This window comes from Rhodobacter sp. SY28-1, from assembly GCF_005222785.1.
In the GTDB taxonomy this organism is placed as follows: Bacteria; Pseudomonadota; Alphaproteobacteria; order Rhodobacterales; family Rhodobacteraceae; genus Tabrizicola.
Window position 1 is genome coordinate 617,863 of record NZ_STGH01000003.1, and the last position, 20,293, is coordinate 638,155.

At 66.7% G+C, this 20,293-nt stretch carries 22 protein-coding genes; 10 read left to right on the forward strand and 12 right to left on the reverse strand.

From position 1 onward, the window contains the following. Positions 1-39: 39 nt before the first annotated feature. Positions 40-879 (forward strand): MoxR family ATPase, encoded by an 840-nt coding sequence (locus E8M84_RS17175; RefSeq protein WP_137112423.1) that lies wholly within the window; start codon positions 40-42, stop codon positions 877-879. On the opposite strand, the gene E8M84_RS17180 is transcribed toward E8M84_RS17175, so the two are convergent. Genes E8M84_RS17180 through E8M84_RS17195 form a run of 4 tightly spaced genes read right to left on the reverse strand, consistent with a single transcriptional unit; the run spans position 876 to position 2,809 of the window. After that, the gene (locus E8M84_RS17180; protein ID WP_137112424.1) at positions 876-1,394 is read right to left on the reverse strand and encodes a GyrI-like domain-containing protein; all 519 of its coding nucleotides are present in this window, start codon (positions 1,392-1,394) and stop codon (positions 876-878) included. The two genes, E8M84_RS17175 and E8M84_RS17180, sit on opposite strands and share 4 nt — an antisense overlap. Continuing rightward, on the reverse strand, positions 1,391-1,936 hold the full coding sequence (locus E8M84_RS17185) for an SRPBCC domain-containing protein (protein ID WP_137112425.1): 546 nt from the start codon (positions 1,934-1,936) through the stop codon (positions 1,391-1,393). The genes E8M84_RS17180 and E8M84_RS17185 overlap by 4 nt, the downstream gene beginning before the upstream one ends. Next, positions 1,933-2,478: an SRPBCC domain-containing protein gene (locus tag E8M84_RS17190; protein WP_137112426.1), complete on the reverse strand. Its 546-nt coding sequence runs from the start codon at positions 2,476-2,478 to the stop codon at positions 1,933-1,935. Before E8M84_RS17190 ends, E8M84_RS17185 begins: the two co-directional genes overlap by 4 nt. Further along, positions 2,465-2,809, reverse strand: coding sequence for a helix-turn-helix transcriptional regulator (locus E8M84_RS17195; RefSeq protein WP_137112427.1), 345 nt, complete (start codon positions 2,807-2,809; stop codon positions 2,465-2,467). The genes E8M84_RS17190 and E8M84_RS17195 overlap by 14 nt, the downstream gene beginning before the upstream one ends. A 283-nt stretch (positions 2,810-3,092) precedes the next feature. On the opposite strand from E8M84_RS17195, the gene E8M84_RS17200 reads away from it, so the two are divergent. The 7 genes from E8M84_RS17200 (at position 3,093) to rsmA (ending at position 8,380) form a co-directional block, all read left to right on the forward strand. Next, the gene (locus E8M84_RS17200; protein ID WP_137112428.1) at positions 3,093-4,409 is read left to right on the forward strand and encodes a DUF2927 domain-containing protein; all 1,317 of its coding nucleotides are present in this window, start codon (positions 3,093-3,095) and stop codon (positions 4,407-4,409) included. A 49-nt stretch (positions 4,410-4,458) separates the two neighbouring features. Next, positions 4,459-4,629, forward strand: coding sequence for a hypothetical protein (locus E8M84_RS21555; protein WP_170971976.1), 171 nt, complete (start codon positions 4,459-4,461; stop codon positions 4,627-4,629). A gap of 5 nt (positions 4,630-4,634) precedes the next feature. Next, a complete protein-coding gene (locus tag E8M84_RS17205; RefSeq protein WP_137112429.1) occupies positions 4,635-5,816 on the forward strand; it encodes a VWA domain-containing protein in 1,182 nt (393 codons plus the stop codon). An 8-nt stretch (positions 5,817-5,824) separates the two neighbouring features. Beyond that, positions 5,825-6,166 (forward strand): hypothetical protein, encoded by a 342-nt coding sequence (locus tag E8M84_RS17210; protein ID WP_137112430.1) that lies wholly within the window; start codon positions 5,825-5,827, stop codon positions 6,164-6,166. After that, positions 6,163-6,777: a DedA family protein gene (locus tag E8M84_RS17215; RefSeq protein WP_137112431.1), complete on the forward strand. Its 615-nt coding sequence runs from the start codon at positions 6,163-6,165 to the stop codon at positions 6,775-6,777. Before E8M84_RS17210 ends, E8M84_RS17215 begins: the two co-directional genes overlap by 4 nt. Before the next feature lie 13 nt (positions 6,778-6,790). Continuing rightward, entirely contained in the window at positions 6,791-7,477 is a 687-nt protein-coding gene (locus E8M84_RS17220) for a M48 family metallopeptidase (RefSeq protein WP_137112432.1), read from the forward strand. Positions 7,478-7,543: 66 nt separating this feature from the next. After that, on the forward strand, positions 7,544-8,380 hold the full coding sequence (gene rsmA, locus E8M84_RS17225; protein ID WP_137112433.1) for a 16S rRNA (adenine(1518)-N(6)/adenine(1519)-N(6))-dimethyltransferase RsmA: 837 nt from the start codon (positions 7,544-7,546) through the stop codon (positions 8,378-8,380). Here the strand turns inward: rsmA and E8M84_RS17230 are convergent. The 4 genes from E8M84_RS17230 to E8M84_RS17245 all read right to left on the reverse strand — a co-directional run bounded on the left by E8M84_RS17230 (position 8,377) and on the right by E8M84_RS17245 (position 15,664). After that, on the reverse strand, positions 8,377-9,267 hold the full coding sequence (locus tag E8M84_RS17230) for a choline/ethanolamine kinase family protein (RefSeq protein ID WP_137112434.1): 891 nt from the start codon (positions 9,265-9,267) through the stop codon (positions 8,377-8,379). The genes rsmA and E8M84_RS17230 overlap by 4 nt on opposite strands. A gap of 143 nt (positions 9,268-9,410) precedes the next feature. Beyond that, positions 9,411-13,427 carry a PAS domain-containing protein gene (locus E8M84_RS17235; protein ID WP_137112435.1) on the reverse strand — a complete coding sequence of 1,339 codons (4,017 nt, stop codon included), beginning with the start codon at positions 13,425-13,427 and terminating at the stop codon, positions 9,411-9,413. 714 nt (positions 13,428-14,141) lie between these two features. Continuing rightward, positions 14,142-14,501, reverse strand: a complete 360-nt coding sequence (locus tag E8M84_RS17240; RefSeq protein ID WP_137112436.1) for a DUF1304 domain-containing protein — start codon at positions 14,499-14,501, stop codon at positions 14,142-14,144. After that, positions 14,498-15,664 carry a M20 aminoacylase family protein gene (locus E8M84_RS17245; protein ID WP_137112437.1) on the reverse strand — a complete coding sequence of 389 codons (1,167 nt, stop codon included), beginning with the start codon at positions 15,662-15,664 and terminating at the stop codon, positions 14,498-14,500. The genes E8M84_RS17240 and E8M84_RS17245 overlap by 4 nt, the downstream gene beginning before the upstream one ends. 250 nt (positions 15,665-15,914) lie before the next feature. Between E8M84_RS17245 and E8M84_RS21820 the strand changes: the two genes are divergently transcribed. After that, a complete protein-coding gene (locus tag E8M84_RS21820) occupies positions 15,915-16,046 on the forward strand; it encodes a hypothetical protein (protein WP_276607132.1) in 132 nt (43 codons plus the stop codon). Between the two features lie 86 nt (positions 16,047-16,132). Continuing rightward, on the forward strand, positions 16,133-16,471 hold the full coding sequence (locus tag E8M84_RS17250; RefSeq protein WP_137112438.1) for a TfoX/Sxy family protein: 339 nt from the start codon (positions 16,133-16,135) through the stop codon (positions 16,469-16,471). Positions 16,472-16,475: 4 nt separating this feature from the next. Here the strand turns inward: E8M84_RS17250 and E8M84_RS17255 are convergent, their stop codons facing one another. The 4 genes from E8M84_RS17255 to E8M84_RS17270 are packed head-to-tail and all read right to left on the reverse strand — an operon-like array spanning position 16,476 to position 20,282. Next, positions 16,476-17,261 carry a heme ABC transporter ATP-binding protein gene (locus E8M84_RS17255; RefSeq protein WP_137112439.1) on the reverse strand — a complete coding sequence of 262 codons (786 nt, stop codon included), beginning with the start codon at positions 17,259-17,261 and terminating at the stop codon, positions 16,476-16,478. Position 17,262: 1 nt separating this feature from the next. Beyond that, complete coding sequence (locus tag E8M84_RS17260) at positions 17,263-18,417, reverse strand: iron ABC transporter permease (RefSeq protein WP_137112440.1); 1,155 nt, start codon at positions 18,415-18,417, stop codon at positions 17,263-17,265. 3 nt (positions 18,418-18,420) lie between these two features. Next, entirely contained in the window at positions 18,421-19,248 is an 828-nt protein-coding gene (locus E8M84_RS17265) for a hemin ABC transporter substrate-binding protein (protein WP_137112441.1), read from the reverse strand. Further along, on the reverse strand, positions 19,245-20,282 hold the full coding sequence (locus tag E8M84_RS17270) for a hemin-degrading factor (protein WP_240790433.1): 1,038 nt from the start codon (positions 20,280-20,282) through the stop codon (positions 19,245-19,247). Before E8M84_RS17270 ends, E8M84_RS17265 begins: the two co-directional genes overlap by 4 nt. Positions 20,283-20,293 lie beyond the last annotated feature (11 nt).

The following is a 20,293-nucleotide window of genomic DNA, read 5'->3' on the forward strand; positions in this document are numbered from 1 at the left end:
GGTTTGTGAAAGGCTGGGAAACAGGATGTTGAAAGCGCAATGAAATTCGGCTCGACGGAGAGGTACGTTGCGTCAGAGGATCTGGCGCTGGCGGTCAATGCAGCGGTGACGTTGCAGCGGCCCCTTCTGGTCAAGGGTGAGCCAGGGACGGGCAAGACGGAGCTGGCGCGGCAGGTGGCGCAGGCGCTGGGGCTGCCGTTGATCGAGTGGCATGTGAAGTCCACCACCAAGGCGCAGCAGGGGCTTTACGAGTACGACGCGGTGAGCCGGCTGCGCGACAGCCAGTTGGGTGAGGCGCGGGTGCACGAGGTGCGCAATTACATCCGGAAGGGCAAGTTGTGGCAGGCCTTCGAGGCCGAGGGTCGGGTGGTGTTGTTGATCGACGAGATCGACAAGGCGGACATCGAGTTTCCGAACGACCTGTTGCAGGAACTGGACCGGATGGAGTTCCACGTCTACGAGACGGGCGAGATGGTGCGCGCGAAGCACCGGCCGGTGGTCATCATCACCTCGAACAACGAGAAAGAGCTGCCGGATGCGTTCCTGCGGCGGTGCTTCTTCCACTACATCCGGTTTCCGGATGCCGAGGTGCTGGCGGCCATCGTGCGGGTGCATTTTCCGGACATCAAGGACCAGTTGCTGACGGCGGCGCTGACGCAGTTCTACGAGATCCGGGATGTGCCGGGGTTGAAGAAGAAGCCATCGACCAGCGAAGTGCTGGACTGGCTGCGGCTTCTGCTGGCCGAGGATCTGGCGCCCGAGGATTTGCGGAAGGATGCGAAGTCGGCCTTGCCGAAGTTGCATGGCGCGCTGCTGAAGAACGAGCAGGATGTGCAGCTGTTCGAGCGGCTTGCCTTCATTGCGCGAGGGCAGCGCTAGTCCGCCAGGCGGATACGTACTTCGGTGGTCCAGTCGTCGGGCGGGGTCTCTGGCCCGTTGTGGTAGAACTCCAGCCGCGCGGCGAAGCGGTCACCCTGCTGTGTCATCTCCCGGTCCCAGACGTGACCGCGCGTGTCTGCCCAGCTGTTGAGCATGACCATCACGTCGTAAAGCTCATCCGGATGACCGTGATGGGTCAGCGTGAAATAGCGTCCCGCGGGCACGATGTCGGCGATCAGCCCCGGCGGGGTTGGGGTGCCCGGGGCGACCTGCGCACCGAAGGACATCTGCATGGTGCCCTCCATGTCGATCACGTCATAGCGGAAGAAGGCAGGTCCGGTCTCAGTGATCCCGTGTTGGGCGAGGGTCGCCAGAACCTCGCTCAGGATCAGGCCGCCCTGGCTGTCGATGGTGGCCATGGTCAGGTCGGCCCGGCGCAGAAGGACGGCTTGCGCGGGGAAGTCCGCGCGGCGGGGCAAGGTGATCCGCCCCTTGAGGTCGCGGGCGGGCATCATGGCGCCACCTGCGCTGTCTGTTCGGCGTCATGGCGACGGCGTGCCTCCATCAGGTCTTGCGCCACAGTGGATGGCTTGGCGGGCGGGAGCGTCGGGTAGACCGAGCCGATGCCGTGCAGCTTGAGAAGCAGATCGTCGAGGATCGCGAAACTGGAGAGCCAGCCGCCCTGGTGTCCGCGCCAGTTCTCCTCGTCCGGGAAGCCGGTCTGCAGGAAGTGCATGCAAGTGCCCTGCCCTTCGGGCGTGAAGGTCAGCGAGATGACGGACTGCACGCCGAACTCGGGGAAGCGGTAGGAAAACATCAGGCGCTGGTCGGGGAGGACCTCGTGGTAGGTGCCGTGGATCCAGTGCGGCTGGCCGTCCTTTTCCATGTTGAACCGCCAGGTGCCGCCGGGGCGGAGGTCGGCCTCGCAGGTGGTGAGATGGTGGCCTTCGGGGCCCCACCAGGCGGCGAGGAGCGACGGGTTGGACCAGAGCGCGAAGGCGAAGCCGGGGGTGGCGTCGAGGTGGCGGTCGAGGGCGAGGAGGTTCGGGTGAGTCATTCGGCGGGTTCCTTCGCCAGGCGGGCGCGGGCGGCTTCGAGGTCGCGGGCGACGCCGTCTAGGTGGGTTTTCTTGGGGAGTTTGGGCCAGACGGTGCCGACCCCGTGCATGGCGAGAAGCGCGTCGGACATGACCTCGAGCGCATAGGGCCAGCCGCGGGCGTGTTCGATGCGGGCCTGGGCGTCGGGGAAGCCGGTTTGCAAGAAGTGGAGGCGGGTGCCGCCGCCGTCGGGGGACAGGTCGATGGAGATGATCGAGAAGAAGTCGGTGCCTTCGAAGTGATAGGAATAGACGAGGCGGCGTGTGGGTTCGACCTCGTGGTAGGTGCCGCTGACATATTCAGTGATGGGACCGTTGACGTTCCGAAGCGACCAATTGCCGCCGGGGCGGAGGTCGACGGCGATGTCGTGCGCGCGGAAGCCGTGCGAGGAGCCGAACCAGGATCGGATGAGTTCGGGCCGGGTCCAGACCGCCCAGACAAGGCCCGGGGGACCGGCAAAGCGGTGGGTCAGGCGCAGGGCGTTGGCGTCATTGTCTTCCATTTTTCTTGGCCTCCTCGTTCAGGCGGGTGATGAGGGCGTCCATCCGGTCGAAGGCGCCTTCCCAATACTGGCGGTAGTGGTCGATCCAGGCCCCTGCCCGCTTCAGCCCCTCGGGTTCCAGATGCACGGGGCGGGTCTTTGCCACCCGTTCGCGGCGGATCAGGCCTGCTTCCTCAAGCACTTTCAGGTGCTTGGAAATGCCGGGCTGCGACAGGTGGCTGGCCGCGACCAAAGCAGTGACCGACTGCGCGCCGTCGGCGATCTGGGCCAGGATCGCACGCCGCGTGGGATCGGAAAGCGCGAGGAAGGTGCGTGACAGGGGATCGGACATCCTATTTCCTCTCGGTTATATTTCTTGTCAGTAATTCTTTTGCCGTCAGGACGCAAGCCGAATCAGCGCGAGCCGGAAACCGGCCACTGCCAGGGCTGCGGGGAATGTCGGATTTGTAATAATTCGTGAAGCCTGTGGATAAATCCTGCGGCGGCGCCTACTTCAACCGCGATGGGTAGTGGTCGGAAAATTCGTGCTTTTTCGCGAATTGACTCAGGCAGGCCATGGACGGGACACTTTACCGGCCCCGAGCTGCCGGGGCGCTGCCAGACTGGTTTTGCCGATGCGCCTGCCCCTTTTCCTTGCCGCGCTCTGCGTGGTTTCGGCTTGCGGCCAACCCGCCCAGGTCACCAAGAGCGGTGCGACCGACGAGGTCGGCGTCGGCTTTGGTACACCTGGCGGCTACCAGCTTGCGGCGGCGACCAGTGCGGGGACTTCGCTGACCCGCGACTTCATGGACCTGACCTTTGCAATGGAAAGCGGGCGGGGCCTGCAGACCTTCAGCCGGTTCGAGGGGCCGGTCACCGTGGCGCTGACCGGGGACGTCCCGGGAACGGCAGCGCGCGACCTGGGCGCGCTGATCGGGCGGCTGCGGTCCGAGGCGGGGATCGACATATCACCGACAACGGGTGCGGCGACAATCACGGTGGAGTTCACCAGCCGCGCCGAACTGCGCCGGTTGGCCCCGATGGCTGCCTGTTTCGTGGTGCCGAACGTCGGATCCCTGGCCGAATACCGGCGCAAGCGCGGGTCGGATCTGGTGGATTGGGCGCAGGTGACGCGGCGCGACCGGGCGGCGGTCTTCATTCCGTCGGACACCAGCCCGCAAGAAGTCCGCGACTGCCTGCATGAGGAGCTGGCGCAGGCGCTTGGCCCGCTGAATGACCTCTACCGGCTGTCGGACAGCATCTTCAACGACGACAATTTCCATTCGGTCCTGACCAGCCGTGACATGGGCATCCTTCGGCTGACCTATTCGCCCAATCTGCAAAGCGGGATGAGCCTGGAACAGGTTGCCGCGCAACTGGGGACGGCACCGGTTGCCAGTTCCGGAACCCCGTCAGACTGGACCCGCGCGATCGAGACGGCGCTGGGGCGCAACGGGTCGCTGACCAGCCGACAGGCGGCGGCGGACCGCGCGCTTGCCATCGCGCGCAGTGCGGGCTGGCAAGACAACCGGCTGGCCTTCAGCCATTTCGCGGTCGGTCGTCTGTTGACCGCCAGCGACCCGGTCCGCGCGCAGGACGCCTTTGCCCGTGCGGCGGCGATCTATGCGCGACTGCCCGGGGGTGAATTGCACTTGGCCCATGTCGACATGCAGATAGCGGTGATGGCGCTGGCGGGAGGTGTGCCGGAAGAGGCTGCCCGGCTGGCAGACCGGGCGATGCCGGTGGTGCGGCGCCACGACAACATGGCGCTTCTGGCGACGCTGATGCTGATCAAGGCCGAGGCGCTGGATGCGCTGGGCAACCCGGACGGGGCAAGGGCGCTGCGCATGGACAGTGCGCCCTACGCGCGCTATGGCTTCGGCTCGGAAAGCATGGTCCGCAGCCGGATGCGCGACATCGCGGCCGTCGCGGACCGGGCGGAAAAGGGCTGAAGGGGCAGCGCGCCGGCAAGCGGCGTTGAGGCCCCGGAAATGGGGCGGAATGTTCGTGATCGGCGGGTTTCTTCTGGGTGCCATCGGCGGCGGCCTGCGGGCAAGGGCGCGTGGCGGAAAGCTGGCGGACATTCTGCAATATGCCGTTGTCCACGGGCTGATCTTCGCGCTGATGGGCCTGTTCCTGACCATCTATCTTGACCGCATGCTGAGCGTCTGACGCCAATGTTCCTGCCGTTCTTCCAGACCTTGCGGGAAGAGGCGGTGCCGGTCAGCTTGCGCGAGTTCCTGAGTTTTCTGGAAGCGATGGCCGCGGGGCTGGTGATCTATGACGCGGATGGTTTCTACCATCTGGCCCGGCTGACACTGGTCAAGGACGAGCGTCACATCGACCGCTTTGACCGCGCCTTCGCCCGGACGTTTGCCGGGCTGGAACGGGTGACGGCGGATCAGGTGCTGGAGGCTCTGAACCTGCCGCGCGACTGGCTGGAAAAGCTGGCGGAACGCCACCTGTCCGAGGAGGAGCGCGCGGCGATCCAGGCGCTTGGCGGGTTCGACAAGCTGATGGAGACGCTGCGCCAGCGGCTGGTGGAGCAGAAGGGGCGGCATCAGGGCGGGTCGAAATGGATCGGGACGGCGGGGACCTCGCCCTTCGGCGCCTATGGCTACAACCCGGAAGGCGTGCGGATCGGGCAGGAGGAAAGCCGTCACCAAAGTGCGGTCAAGGTTTGGGACCGGCGCGAGTTCCGCAATCTCGACGGCGATGCCGAGATCGGCACCCGGACGATGAAGCTGGCCTTGCGCCGGTTGCGGCGCTGGGCGCGCGAGGGGGCGGCGGAGGAGCTGGACCTTGACGGCACCATCCGCGCGACGGCGGCGCAGGGCTGGCTGGATGTGCAGACAAGGCCCGAGCGGCGGAATGCGGTGAAGGTGCTCCTCCTCCTCGACATCGGGGGGTCGATGGACCCGCATGTCCGGGTGATGGAGGAGCTGTTCACGGCGGCCAAGGCCGAGTTCCGGCATCTGGAGGTCTTCTACTTTCACAACTGCGTCTATGAGGGCCTTTGGCGTGACAACCGCCGCCGCTGGGAGCATCAGACGCCGACCTGGGACGTGATCCGGACCTATGGCGCGGACTGGCGGCTGATCGTGGTGGGGGATGCGGCGATGTCCCCTTACGAGGTGACGCATCCGGGCGGGGCGAACGAGCATTGGAACCGCGAAGCGGGCGAGGTCTGGCTGCGACGGATCAGGGCGCAGTGGCCGTATCACCTCTGGATCAACCCGGTCGAGGAGCGGGCCTGGGGGTATTCGAGATCAACCGCGATGATCCGGGAGATCTTCGAGGGGCGGATGGTGCCGATGACGCTGGACGGGTTGGCGAAGGGCGTTCGGGAGTTGCGATGAGGCGGTTGGTGACTTTGTGGAAGGCGCGGCCCTGGCTGACCTCGGCCTTTCTTCTGGCCTGCGCGCTGACGTTGTTCTTTGCCGGACGGTTCGTGGCCTATTCGGTCTACTGGGCGACGCACCAGGAAGTGCCGGTCGAGCCCTGGATGACCGTGGGCTATGTCGCGCGGTCCTGGGGGCTGGAGCCACGGGCGCTGGATGCCGAGGCAGGCACGCCGGTCCCGCAGGTGAAGGGCCATCCGCAGACGCTGGAGGAAATCGCGCGCGACCGGGGGGTGCCGGTGGCGGAGGTGATTGCCGAGGTCGAGGCGGCTGTCAGCCGGATGCGCGGGCCGGAGCCGCAGGAATGACCGACTGGCTTCTGGGGCTGGTGCCGCAATACGGGCTGTGGCTTCTGGCGGCGACGACGTTTTTCTCGTGCCTCGCCCTGCCCTTTCCGGCCTCGATCCTGATGCTGACGGCGGGGGGCTTTGCGGCGGCGGGGGATCTGGTGCTTTGGCAGGCCTTCGGGGCGGCGGCGGCGGGGGGGATCGCGGGGGATCAGCTGGGCTATTGGGCGGGCCGGGGGTTCGGGGCCACCGTCCTGTCGCGGCTGCGGAAGGATGCGGGGCGCGACAAGCTATTGGCCAAGGCAGATGCGATGATGGACCGGCGCGGGGTGATCGCGGTGTTCCTGTCTCGCTGGCTGGTCAGTCCGCTGGGACCTTACGTCAATCTGATCGCAGGCAGCACGCGGTATCGCTGGGGCAGCTTTACCGTGTCGGGGGTGGCGGGTGAGGCGGTCTGGGCGGGGCTTTATGTCGGCGCTGGTTATGTCTTTGGCGGGAACATCGCGGCGGCGAGCAATGCGATCGGCTCGGCCCTGGGGATGATCGGCGGCGCGGGGGCAGTGCTGGCGCTGGGGTACTGGCTGTTCAGTTCCACGGCGGGTCAGGCGGCGTTGCGGGGGCGCGACGGCTGACTATATTCGGGGGATGAGCAAGCTTCTCCTCCCCCTGCTACTGGCCGTTGGCTATGCCCTCTTGATGATGCGCTTTTCGGTCTGGCGCACGAAGAAGATGCTGGATGAGCAGTCTAAGCCCCTGACAGACCCGTCGATCACGCGGCTGGCCGAAAGGATGGCCGCGGCGATGGACATCCCCGAGATCAAGGTGAACGTGTTCGAGGTCGATGCCGTGAACGGGCTGGCAGCGCCGGATGGGCGGATCTTCCTGACGCGCGGGTTCCTGAACCGCAAGGCGCGCGGCGAGGTGTCGGCAGAGGAGCTGGCATCGGTCATCGCGCATGAGATGGGGCATGTGGCGCAAGGCCACATGCGGCGGCGGATGATCGACTTCACCGGGCAGAACGCGGTCTTCGTGATGCTGTCGGCGGTGCTGAACCGGTTCCTGCCCTTCATCGGCATCTGGATCGCCAATCTGATTTCCACCGCGCTGATGGCCCGACTGTCGCGGCGGGACGAGTTCGAGGCGGATGCCTATGCCAGTGCGCTTCTCATCAAGGCGGGGATCGGGACCGAACCGCAGAAGTCCTTGTTCCGCAAGCTGGACGCGCTGACCCAGAACCGTGCCGAAGGGATTCCGGCATGGCTACTCAGCCATCCGAAGGTCGATGAACGCATTGCCGCCATCGAGGCGAATGAGGCGCGTTGGCTGTCGTGAAGGGGTTTGGCAAACTCTTGACGAGCGGCTAGGACGGGACCAAAGGCGCAGGCGCGGGGGCACGACTTGGGAACGATCGACGGGCTGCCACCGCTGCGTGAGGTGATCCGGGCCCATGAGCTGGTTGCGAAGAAGCAGCTGGGACAGAACTTTCTGCTGGACCTGAACCTGACGGCCAAGATTGCGCGGGCGGCGGGGGACCTGTCGGGCTGCGATGTGCTTGAGGTCGGGCCGGGGCCGGGCGGTCTGACGCGCGGGCTTCTGGCCGAAGGTGCGCGGCGGGTGGTGGCGGTCGAGAAGGATGCCCGTGCCCTGCCCGCCCTGGCCGAGATCGCGGCGCATTATCCCGGTCGGCTGGAGGTGTTGCACGGCGATGCACTAGAGCTGGACCTGGCGGCGCATCTGACCCCGCCTTTCAAGATCGTGGCCAACCTGCCCTACAACGTCGGCACCGAACTGCTGATCCGCTGGCTGACGCCCGAGGTCTGGCCGCCGCTCTGGTCATCGTTGACGCTGATGTTCCAGAAGGAAGTCGCGGAAAGGATTGTTGCGAAACCAAGGACAGAGCATTACGGACGGCTGGCCCTGCTGGCACAGTATCGCTGCGAGGCGCGGATCGTGATGACCCTGCCGCCCGAGGCGTTCACCCCTGCCCCGAAGGTCCATTCGGCGGTGGTGCAACTGACTGCCCTGCCCCAGCCTCGCTTTCCCTGCGACTTCAAGGTGTTGCAGCGGATCACCGCGATGGCCTTCAATCAGCGCCGCAAGATGCTGCGCGCGAGCCTGAAGGGCCTGCGCCCCGATGTCGAGGCGGTGCTGGAGCGTGTCGGCATCCCGCCCACGGCAAGGGCGGAGGAGATCGGGCTGGAAGGCTTCTGCGCGCTCGCCCGCGCGGTGGCCTAGCGGGTGGCCGCAAGCGCCCGGCGGTAGGTGTCGAGATATTCGGCGGTATAGGCCTGGTAGTCGAAGTCCAGTTCGGAATGGAGTTCCTGCACCATGGACCACATCGCCTCACGCAGGGCGGCGGCTGCCTTCATCGCGCGGTAGCGGCGCCACAGGTCAGCGTCGGGGGCCTTACCGAAATAGCGGTGCAGGATCCATTCCTCTTGCGCGGCGTCCAGGCCGCAATTGGCCGCGAGACCGCCCAGATCGAACAAGGGCGAGCCCCAGCCGGCATAGTCCCAGTCGATCAGCCACATGCGGGCGCCGTCGTGCAGGAAGTTGCCGGGCAAGAGGTCGTTGTGGCCGAAGACCATGTCGATCCGACCGACGGCGCGTTCCAGCATGTCGGCTTCCGCGAGCAGGTCCGGAAGCAAGGGGATGTGACGCGAAGCGCCTTCGGTCAGCGTGGCGGCATAGTCGCGCAGGACCTGGAACACCCAGAAGGTCAGCGCCGGTCCGCGCAGATGGCGGGGCAGATCGCGGTGGGTGCGGATCACGAGGGCAAGCGCCTGTTCAAGAAGGTCAGGCTGGCGCAGATCGGCGGCGGTCATCGTGCGCCCCCTGACGAAGTCGATCACCAGCGCGCCGGGTTCGTGGTAAAGGACCGCCGGTGAGACGCCCGCCGCCTGGGCGGCATGGCTCGCGGCCAGTTCGTTGAACCGCATGATCTGGTGCACCGGGATGTCATCGCCGATGCGCACGACGGCCTGACGGCGAGCGTCGGTGACCAGCACGTTCAGATTGGTGATGCCGCCGCCCAGCGGGGTTGCGGTGACCTCACCTTCCCAGATCGGCAGGGCAAGGGCACGATTGATCGACCGGGCCAGCGGATCGGTTGCTGTCGTCATCTACCTTGCGCCCCCACTCCCCCGCTGTCCGGCGCCGATGAAGGGACCGGGCCTGAGGCCTGATCCCGGCCGGTCCGGACGGTTTGGGCAGGATGGGGACAGGCTTCGGGGCTGTCAAAGCAATTTCCGACAGTTGTGTCCGTTCAGCCTTGGTCGGGAGCGGGTTCGCCGACAGGTGATGGCAGGCAGCGGGCGAGCGCCTGGCCAAGCATCTCCATCCGGATCGGCTTGGCGACGACCGCGGTGAAGCCGTAGCCGAGGTAGTCTTCGACCTGGTGCGTCATCACGTTGGCGGTGACGGCGATTGCGGGCGGAGGCGGCTGGCCGGACTTTTCCGCCAGGTCCTGCAAGGCCGCAAGTGTCTCGATCCCGTCCATGTTCGGCATGGCGATGTCGAAGAGGACCGCGTCAAAGCTTTCGGACTGGTAGCGCAAGAGCGCCTCGGCCCCGTCGGCGACGATCACCGCCTCGACCCCGAGCGCGTTCAGCATGCTTTGCAGGATGATGCGGTTGGTGGCGTTGTCCTCGGCGGCAAGGACGCGCATCTTCGGGAGGTGCGGCACTGCGCGGTCGCCGCCCCGGTCCGAGGCGCTGTCGAGGACGGGAATCCGCAGCCAGACCCGGGCGGTGACGCCCTGCCCTTCGACCGAGGTCAGCGCGACGTCGCCGTCCATCAGCCGGGCCAGGCGGCGCACGATGGGCAGGCCAAGGCCGGTGCCGACATGGCTGCGCTGCGAGCCGCCCATGCCTTGGGAGAATTCGTCGAAGGCCCGGGCGATTTCGGACGGTGACATGCCGATGCCGGTGTCGCGCACCCGGATCACGATGGAGTCGGGTTCGGAGCAGTTGATTTCGACCGTAACTTCGCCCTGGTCCGTGAACTTCAGCGCATTGCCGATCAGGTTGTGCAGGATCTGGATCAGGCGCATCTCGTCGCCCGAGCGGGGAACATCGGCAAGGCTGCCGGTGCAGCGAGCCTTGAGGGCGATGCCTTTCCGGTTGGCGGCGATCTGGTGGAGCGCCGCGACCCGGAACAGGATTTCGGGCAGCCGGATCGGCCGTTGTTCGAGGACAAGGCGACCGGCCTCGATCTTGGCGAGGTCGAGGATGTCGTTGATGACGCCCAGCAGATGCTCGCCCGAATCGCTGATGACCCGGACCATCGCCTGTTCGGACGGGTCAGCGAGGCGCCCGGCGAGGACGGTGGCCATGCCGAGAACGCCGTTCAGGGGGGTGCGGATCTCGTGGCTCATCGCGGCGAGGAAATCGGACTTGGCGCGGTTGGCGGTTTCGGCGGCGGTCATCGCGGCCCGCAGACGGATTTCGTTCTGCAATTCGTCGGTGATGTCGGTGAAGGTGCAGACGACCGCAAGGTCGGTTCCGGCCGCCGACAGCCTGGCCGAGGTGACCGCCACGGCGCGTCGTTCGCCCGAGGGCCAGTGGAGGAGATGGCGCATCTGGTGCATCCCCGGCTCACCCTTCAGGGCGCGGGCGACGGGCAGGTCGGGGGGGGCGATCCGCTCCCCGCCAAGACCGAGGATGGCAGCGCCTTGCAGGATGGACATCAGATTGTCCCCGGCGCTGACCTCGCGCCCGAGGACCCGCGTGGCGGCAGCGTTGGTGAAGACGACACCGCCGCGTTCGTCGACCACGACGATGCCGGAAACCGACGCCTCCATCACCCGGGCCAGGGTGTCACGTTCCCGGGCCAGGGCGAATTCCAGCGCCTTGGCGGGCGTGATGTCGAGATTGATGCCGCTGGTCTTGACCGGACGCCCGGCCTCGTCCCACTCGGCGACCTGGGTGCGGGTCAGGACCCAGACCCAATAGCCTTCGCGGTGGCGGAGCCGGACTTCGTGTTCGACCTGCCACTGCCCGGCCTCGAATGCCTCCTGCTCGTGCTGGATCAGGGGCTGGACGTCGTCGGGATGCAGAAGGCCCAGCCAGTCTTCCAGCGACATCGGGTTCAGTTCGACGGCGCGATAGCCGAGGATTTCCGCCCAGCGGTCGCTGACCAGGGACACACCGGTGCGCATGTCGAATTCCCAGGTGCCGACCTGGGTGCCGTCGATCACCTGGCTGAGGCGCTGTTCGGCGGCGGCCTGGGTCGAGACGTCGAGGGTGAAGCCCGAGATCCGGCGCGGGCTGCCGTCGGCCCAGCGGAGCGTGACGTGCCCGCGGGTCAGAAGCCAGACCCAGCCGCCGTTGACATGGCGCATCCGGCAGCGCAGCGAGAAGTCGGCCCCGGCTTCGAGGAAGATCTCGCGCTGGGCGGCGGCGACAGCGGTGCGGTCTTCGGGATGGATCAGATCCACCAGCGCGTCGAGGCTTACCTGATCGCCGAGGCCGAGCATTGCGCCCCAGCGGTCGTTGATCGCGCTGAAGCCGTGATCGGCGTCCCAGTCCCAGACCGCGATCATCCCGCCGTCCACCACCTGCTGCAGTCGGCGGTCGGCCAAACGGCGCGCGGTCACGTCTTCGTAGAGACCGACGGTTTCCCGGGCGGGCGTTGCGCGTTCGCGGGTCCAGATCAGCCGACCGTCGGCGAGGACATCCTCATTGTCCCAGACCTCGGTCAGGGGGCGGTCCAGGCGGCGTTGCAGGTTCGCGTCATCGCGTTCGCCTTCGGCCCCGAATACACCCCGGTCGATGGCAGCGCGCAGGAGGTCGTCATAAAGCGCGCCTTCGCGGATCAGGTCGGCGATCCGGTCGAAGACCCGCAGGTAGGGCGTGTTCCACAGGACCAGACGGTCATCGGCGTCGAACACGGCAAAACCGTCATCCAGCGCCTCGATCGCGGCCAGAAGCCGCGCCTTGGTCGCAGCCAGGGCCTGGCTTTCCGTCGTCAGCGCCGCCTCTTTCGCGCGGATCTCGGTCATGTTCTCGATCAGGGACCAGACCAGCCGGCGGCCATTCGGATCGACGCTGAGGAAGCAGCGCACGACGGCCGGGAATGCGGCGCCGCTGGCATTGCGAAACTGCGCTTCGACCGGACCGAAGGTGTTCGAAGCCTTGAGCCCGACAATCACACCCTCGATCAGCGACCGATCACTTTCGGGAAGGATCTGCCAGACGCTGAGGTCGCGACTCGCCTGTGGGTCGAGCGCGAAGGTTTCGCGGAAGGCGCGGTTGCCGTCGAGAATGATCCCGGTGTCGAAGTCGTTCAGAAGGATGGCGTGCGGGCACATCTCGAAGAAGGCGGTGAACTGGCTTTCGCGGAAGGACAGCATCTCGCTGGTGCGATCAGCCGCAGAAATGTCGCGGATCACCGCAAGAAGGTTTGACTCCTGCCCCGGCGGGCTTGGCAGAAGGCGGGCGACAGACACCTCGTACCGGTGCGGTGTGACAAGTGTCGACAACCCAACGCGACGGGTGAGCGAGGCGTTCTCGGGTGGCGGGGTCGAGACGAAGGACGACAGCACGGCGGCCAGCGGTTCGGGCAGCGTATCCGTTACGGGGCGACCGATCCCGGTGCGCACGAGGCCGGAAAGCCAGGGCAGCTTTTCGCTGTGGCAGGCGACGATTTCCCCTGTTGGCGAAAGCTCGATGACAAGGTCCGGCAGCGCGTTCAACGTCGCGGTGAGGTGGCTGCGCAGGGCGGTCTCGGCCCGGGCCGCCTCGACGCGCAGCAAAACAGAAGCCATCGCACGTCCGATGGAGGTCAGAAGGAACACGACATCTTTCGGCCAGGTGTAGTCCCGGCGCAGAGAATCGAACCCGATCACGCCGAAGAGCCTGTCGCCCTCCATCAGCGGCACCTTCAGCGAAGACTGCACGCCAAGGTCGGTCAGGAACTTCCGTTCGGGAGAATCGACAGGCAATGCGTCACGGTCCGGAACCGCCGCGTTGTGACCAGCCGAAAGCTTTTCCGTCCAATCAGGCAGCTTGTCCGGGGGGAAGCCTTGCATGGACGCCTTGTGCGGCGTGACGCCAGCAGCCACCCATTCATGTGTGTTGAAGTAGGTCAGCTGGTCGTCAAAACGACCGATGAAGGTGCGGTCGAACCCATAGGTCGCCCCAATGGTGGCAAGGACAGCATCAAGTTCGGTGTCAAGCGTCGCCGGGGTGATTTCGAGGAGACGGTTCATCACCTCGACCACAGGAAATTCGAGACGCGCCGGTTCGGCAGTCACGATGTCCGGTTGACCAACGTGTCTCATGCGCCCTCATCCCCGAGGCCCGAGTATCTGCCAGAAGTTGTGTGCTCGCAAGCTTGCTGTCCGGTAAATGCCCTATTCCAAGGCCCAAGTGGCGTGACGTCATGGCCGGGAAAGGCGCGGGTCGGATCGGGCAGACCCATGTGGCCGGTCAGAAGTCCGGTCACGACATTGCGGAGGCGCGACGGGCGGTCCCTTGCAGCGAGTTCCGAGGCAGGGCTAGTCGGGCTTGCTCTCGGCGGCAAAGTGTCCGCGTTGTTGGACCCCTGCCCCGGTGCCGGCCCCTGCTCATGCTGCGCAGCGAAGGTCGTGACCGAGGCAATGGGTCGGAGAGGACAGACACCTTGGTCGAGGCGCCACCGAAGCCGATTCAAGAGATGAACGGGCGAAGTTGGTGAAGCGGTTGACCGCAGCGGAGCCTTTTCAGGCGGCAATCTTGGCGGTGTAGTCGGTCGGAGGACCGTAGTTATGCTGCAACCACCCGGCGCGGGCGAGTTTTGCTGAAAACCGTTTTCAATTGCACTGATGTTAGCCCCAGTCGCGCGGTTGAGGGCGGCGATTGCCAAGACCACGCGGCGTCAGTTGGTCAATGGGACGGCAAGGTCGGGCCCGGAACCCCCGCAGCGCAGACATGCGTCCGCCCCAACGTCCTGAATGGGCGCCACAAGTGAAAAACCCCGCAAAGCCGAGCCTTGGCGTGCCAGCGGAACCCGCTGTCTACACGCCGAAAAGCACCGCGAAGAGGGCGAGGAGCGCGGGCGCAGCCTGGACGTAGAGGATCCGCCGCGAGGAGGTCACAGCCCCATAGAGGCCGGCCACGATGACGCAGGCGAGGATGAAATGGGCCAGGTCGGCGCCCTGCCCCGGGATGCCGCGGATCAGCGCGAGGATCAGCCCGGCGGCGAGAAAGCCGTTGTAGAGGCCCTGGTTCGCGGCCAGCACGCGGGTATTCATCGCAAACTCGGGCGAGATTCCGAAGATCGCCCTGACACGCGGTGTTTCCCAGAGAAACATCTCCATCACCAGGATCGCCACATGGATCAGGGCGACGAGCGCGACAAGGGCCGTGCCGATCATGCTGCGGGCATCCGGGTTTCGGCCATTTCGGCGTACCAGCTGGAGCCGAAGGGAATGGCGCTGTCGTCGAAATTGTAGGCCGGGTGATGGACCATCGCGGTGTCGCCGTTGCCCAGGAAAATATAGGCGCCGGGGCGTTCGTTCAGCATGAAGCTGAAATCCTCGGCCCCCATCAGGGGCGCGGTATCGGTGTCGACATGGCCCGAGACGTTGCGAGCAACCTCGGCGGCAAAGGCGGTGTTTTCGGGCGCGTTTACGGTGACCGGATAGCCGCGCTGGTAGTGCACCTCGGCGTGTGCGCCAAGCGCCAGCGCCGTGCCTTCGGCAATCTGGCAGACGCGTTCCTGGACCTGGTCCTGCACCTTCGGCTCCATCGTGCGGACGGTGCCCTTCAGCTTGACCACCTGCGGGATGACGTTGTGCGCGGTCGAGTCGGTTTCCACGGTGCAGACCGAGACGACGACCTGTTTCAGCGGGTCGACGTTACGGCTGGCGATGGTCTGCAGCGCCACGATAATATGCGCGCTGACCACGGTGGTATCGACGCAGTCGTGCGGCTTGGCGGCGTGACCGCCCTTGCCGGTCACCACGATCTCGAACTGGTCGGCGGCGGCCATCATCGGACCAGGGCGGATCGCGAAATGGCCGACGGGGATGCCCGGCATGTTGTGCATGCCGTAGACTTCCTGCACGTTCCAGCGCGAAAGCATGCCGTCCTTCACCATCTCGCGCCCGCCACCGCCGCCCTCTTCGGCGGGCTGGAAGATGCAGACCACGGTGCCGTCGAAATTGCGCGTCTCGGCCAGGTATTTCGCGGCGCCCAGAAGCATCGCGGTATGGCCATCATGGCCGCAGGCGTGCATCTTGCCGGGCACGGTCGAGGCATAGGGCACCCCGGTCTGCTCCTTGATCGGCAGCGCATCCATGTCGGCGCGGAGCCCGATGACGCGGCCCTTGCTGTCGCTGCGCCCCTTGATGACGGCGACGACGCCGGTGCGGCCGATGCCTTCGACGACCTCGTCGCAGCCGAAGGAGCGGCACAGCTCGGCCACGCGTCCGGCGGTGCGGTGGACATCGAACAGAAGCTCGGGGTGGGCGTGGAAATCGCGGCGCCAGCCGGTGATTTCGGGCAGAAGCTCGGCAAAGCGGTTCTTGACGGGCATGGGAAGACTCCTTTGCCTGCCAGCGTGATCCGATTGGCTGGAAACGGCAAGCCCCGGCGAAGGCGGGCGGGCGGCGGGGTGACGCAAGGGAAAGAGGGTCAGGAAAACCGGAATGTGATCCGGGACCTGTTGCCAAGGACGCACAAATCATAAAAAGCGTCGCAAAATCGTCATGAACCCGGCTTGTTGCAGCCAAGGACCTGCGCAATATGGGGAAAAGGCAGCGAATAGCCAGGAACGGAGCAGTCGAATGGCATCGAAACCCAGCCAGCCCCAGCAAGGCGGCAGCAGCACACCCAGCCAGCAGCAGCAGGGCCAGCAATCGGGCGGCGCGACCCAGCAGGCGGGGCAGCCGATCTTCAAGGACTGGGCGTCGATCTGACCTGATCCGCCCTTTTCGGGACGCTTGACATTGTCGGGGTCAACCGCGAGGTTGGCCCTGTTTTGTTCTCATCTCCGCGTCTTCCAATGCCCAGCCCGATCTCCTCGATCCCGAACCTTGGGCCCGCGTCAGAAGCGGCCTTTGCCAAGGCGGGCATCCATTCGGCCGAGGAAGTCCGCGAGCTTGGGGCGGACGAGGCCTACCGGAAGCTTCTGGACAGCGGCTCGCGGCCGCATTTCATCGGCTATTATGTGCTGGTCATGGGGCTGCAGGGCCGCCCCTGGAACGATTGCAAGGGCGAGGAGAAAAAGGCCCTGCGCAAGCGGTTCGATGCCTTGTGCGCAGGGTTCAACCGGTCGGATGCCAAGCAGCGCGCGGATCTGGAACAGATGCTGAGCTATCTGGGCGTGATCGAGCGGCCCTAAGGGTTCAGTCGCCCCGCAGGGTGCAGGTCTGGGGCAGAAGCCAGGGGCCGGTGGCGGGCAGGCGGTTCAGGGCAACGTGGCAGTCATAGGCGCGGCTGAGCAGCGGTTCCTGCAGTACGGAGTCGGGCGGGCCGAGGGCGGCGAGATGGCCGTCCACCAGAAAGGCCAGGCGGTCGGCAAACATGGCCGAGAGGTTCAGGTCGTGCATCACGGCGATGACCCCGCCCCCAGCGTCGGCAAAGCCGCGGGCAAGTTGCATCACCTTCAGTTGCTGGCCAAGGTCGAGGCTGGAGACGGGTTCGTCCAGCATCAGCCAGCACGGGCCTTCGGGGCCGACGGGGTGCCAGACCTGCGCCAGAGCGCGGGCCAGATGGCCGCGCTGGCGTTCGCCACCGGAAAGGGTGCGGACGTCCTCGCCCTCGCGTCCCTGCAGGCCGACAGCCGCAAGGGCGAGCGCGTCGATCTCGGTCTCATGGGCCGCGCTGCCCGCCTGACGGCCCATCGCGACGATCTCGCCCAAGGTGAAGCCGAAGGCGATCTCGGTGTCCTGTGGGACGACAGCGCGAAGGGCGGCAAGGGTGTGCGGGCGGCAGGAGGCAAGGTCGCGACCGTTCAGGCGGATCGTTCCCTGCGCGGGATGTTCCTGCAGGACGGCTTTCAGAAGTGTGCTTTTGCCCGCGCCGTTCGCGCCGCAGACGGCAAGGACTTCTCCCGCCCGGGTGGTGAGGCTGACGTCCTGCAGGATCGGGCGGCGGCCGAGGCGGACGGAAAGGTTTTCGATCTGCAGCATGTCAGCGTCCGCGCAACTTGCCGTTCATGAGCATCCAGAGGAAGACCGGGGCGCCGAAAAGCGCGGTCAGGATGCCGATGGGCAGTTCCGCCGGGGCGACAATGGTGCGCGAGACGAGGTCGGCGAGGACCAGAAGCCCGGCCCCAAGAAGGGCGGCGTGCGGGATCAGGCGGCGATGGTCGGGGCCCTGCGCCTGTCGCAGCAGGTGGGGGACGACCAGACCGATGAACCCAATGCCGCCCGAGGCGGCGACCGCTGCCCCGGTGGCGGCGGCGGCGGACAGGATGGCCAACCGCTTCAGGTGCTGGACGTCGATGCCAAGATGGTTTGCCTGCGCCTCGCCCAGGGCGAGCGCGTTCAGCCCGCGGGCCAGGCGCGGGGCGAGGATCAGGGCCGCGCCCATCAGCGGCAGGGCGGCGGCGAGTTTGGTCCAGGTGGCCCCTGCAAGGGACCCCATGCTCCAGAACGTCAGGTCGCGCAGTTGGCGGTCGTCGGCGAGGTAGGTGAGGACGCCCGTCGCGGCCCCGGTCAGGGCGGAAAGCGCGATCCCGGCCAGGAGCATGATGGCGATGTCGGTGCGCTGGCCGGTGGTGGCGACACGGTAGAGAAGGAGCGTGGTGGCCCAGCCGCCAAGGCCTGCGGCGAGAGGGACGAGCCAGGAACCGAGGGCCTGCGCGAGGCCGAGGGGGAGAAGACCGCCCAGGACCAGCGCGACAACGGCACCGAAACCGGCCCCGGCGCTGACGCCGACAATGCCGGGATCGGCGAGCGGGTTGCGAAAGAGGCCCTGGAGCAGGACCCCTGACACGGCAAGCGCTGCGCCGACGATCAGGCCCATGGCGAGGCGCGGCAGGCGGATGTCGTAGAGGACGACCTCATCCCGGGGCGAGAGGCCCGCGCCGGTGGCGGCGTGCAGAAGGTCGCCAAGGCCAAGCCCGGCAGCGCCCATGGTCAGCGACAGGACCGAGGCGGCGACAACGAGGGCTGTTAGGGCAAGGTTCAGGGACAGATGACGGGCCGGGCGGGCGAGAGAGAGCGGCAAGCGACTGATGCCCTTCGCCCTTTCCCCAAGCGATGGGTGTGTGTCTGTACCGCGTTCCGGGGCAGAGCTGGCCTGCCCCGGAGCGGTCGCGCGGCTGGAGGAGAGCGCGGTCATGGCCTAGCCTTCGCTGCCGTAAAGCGCGTCATGCAGCGCGGTTGCGGCGGCGGGAGTGCGGGGACCGAAGCCCAGAAGCAGCATGCCGTCCATGCGCAGGATCGTCCGGGTTCGGGCCGCCGGGGTCTGCGACAGGGCCGGTTGTGCCAGAACGTCGGCGTCTGAAATGGACAGTTCGCCCTCACGGTCCATCATCAGGATCGCGTCGGGCTGGGCCGTCAGCACCGCCTCATCCGTCATCGGCTTGTAGCCCTGGAAGCCGCTGGCGGCGTTGATACCCCCGGCAAGGCGGATGATGCCGTCGGCCTCGGTCCCTTCCCCGCCCGCCATCACGCCCCCGCCCTTCAGCGACAGGACGAAGAGGACGCGTTTCGGCGCGGTGACGTCTGCGGCGCGGGATTGGGCGGCGGCAAGGTCAGCCGTCACAGACGTGGCGAGGGCGGCGCCTTGCGCAGTCAGGTCCAGCACGTCGGCGACGGCGATGATCTTGGCGGCGACCCCGGCGGGATCGGTCGCTTCGGGCACCAGGACAAAGGGGATGCCCGCGGCTTTCAGGACCTCGACCGCTTCGGGCGGGCCGGCATCGCCTTCGGCCAGGATCAGCGAGGGGTCGAGAGCCAGGATGTTTTCCGGCGACAGGGCACGGATGTAGCCGACGTCGGGCAAGGCCTGAACGCTGGCCGGGAAGTTCGAGGTGGTGTCGCGGGCGACAAGGCGGCCTTCGGCGCCCAAGGCCACGGCGATCTCGGTGACCGATCCGCCCAGCGTGATGACCCGGTCGGCCAGTGCCGGGGTGGCAAGGGCCAGCGACAGACAGAAGAGCCGGATCATGCGGGCACCTGTTCCAGCCGGGGCAGCGCGCGGACGAGGGCGTTCCACGGCTCGGCCGGGGTGTCCTTGCGGTACCCGAAGATCTGCAAGATCAGATCGCCTTCGGCAGTGAAGGCCTCGACGCTGAACACGTCTCCGGTGCGGGTGGGTTTCCAGACGGCGTAGACCTCGGCGATGTGGTCGGCGCGCAGATGCAGGTTGAAGCGCGGGTCCATCACGTTGATCCAGGGACCCATGGGGACGATCTTCTCGATCGGACCGCCGTGAATTTGGATGCAGCCCGCGTTGCCGACGAAGATCATCACCGGGACCCCTGCCCCGGCGGCATCGGTCAGAGTCTGGCTGACAGCCGCGGGGCGCAGACGTTCGACGTAGGGCGCGCCCGCGACGCGGTAGGCGCCAAGGCGGTTCATGCCGTGGTCCTTCACCAGGCCAAGGAACTGGTGGGTGTCGGTCATCCGGTCCCAGGCGGCCCGGAGGGCGGGGGCGCCGAGGCTGTCGGTCTTTGCGGGTTCGACCGGGCGGCGGCCCTGCAGGTCAAGGGTCTGCGACTGGGTGGCCAGGCGCATGTTGCCCAGAAGGTCGGGCCAGAGCGCATGGTTCGACTGCGGCTTGAGGTGGACCTTGTGGACGGCATCCCCGGCGGCGTCGAAGACCTGCAGGCTGCGCTTTGGGCCGTCCTCGGTTAGGTCCTCAACGGCGAAGGCATGGACCCAGTGCTTGGCAAAGATGCGCAGGTCGATCTCTGGCCCCAGGACCATCGAGGCAAAGGCGCCGCTGCGGTAGTCGAGGTATGCCCCTACCCTTTCGTGGACGCAGGAGTCGTTGCGGGTCAGCGCCATGACATCGCCCAGTCGGGTGACCCAGGGCATCAGGCGGTCGGGGTCGGGGGTGAGAGTGGTGGCGGTCTGGCCCACGAAGGCCGCGACGAGGTCGGCTTCGGTGATCCCGTTTGCGGTGGCGAAGTCGCGGGCGCGGGCTTTGGGGTTGGCGGCGCGGAGCGCGCGAATCTGGTCAGGGCCGAGCTTGGCCATAGGCATCCATC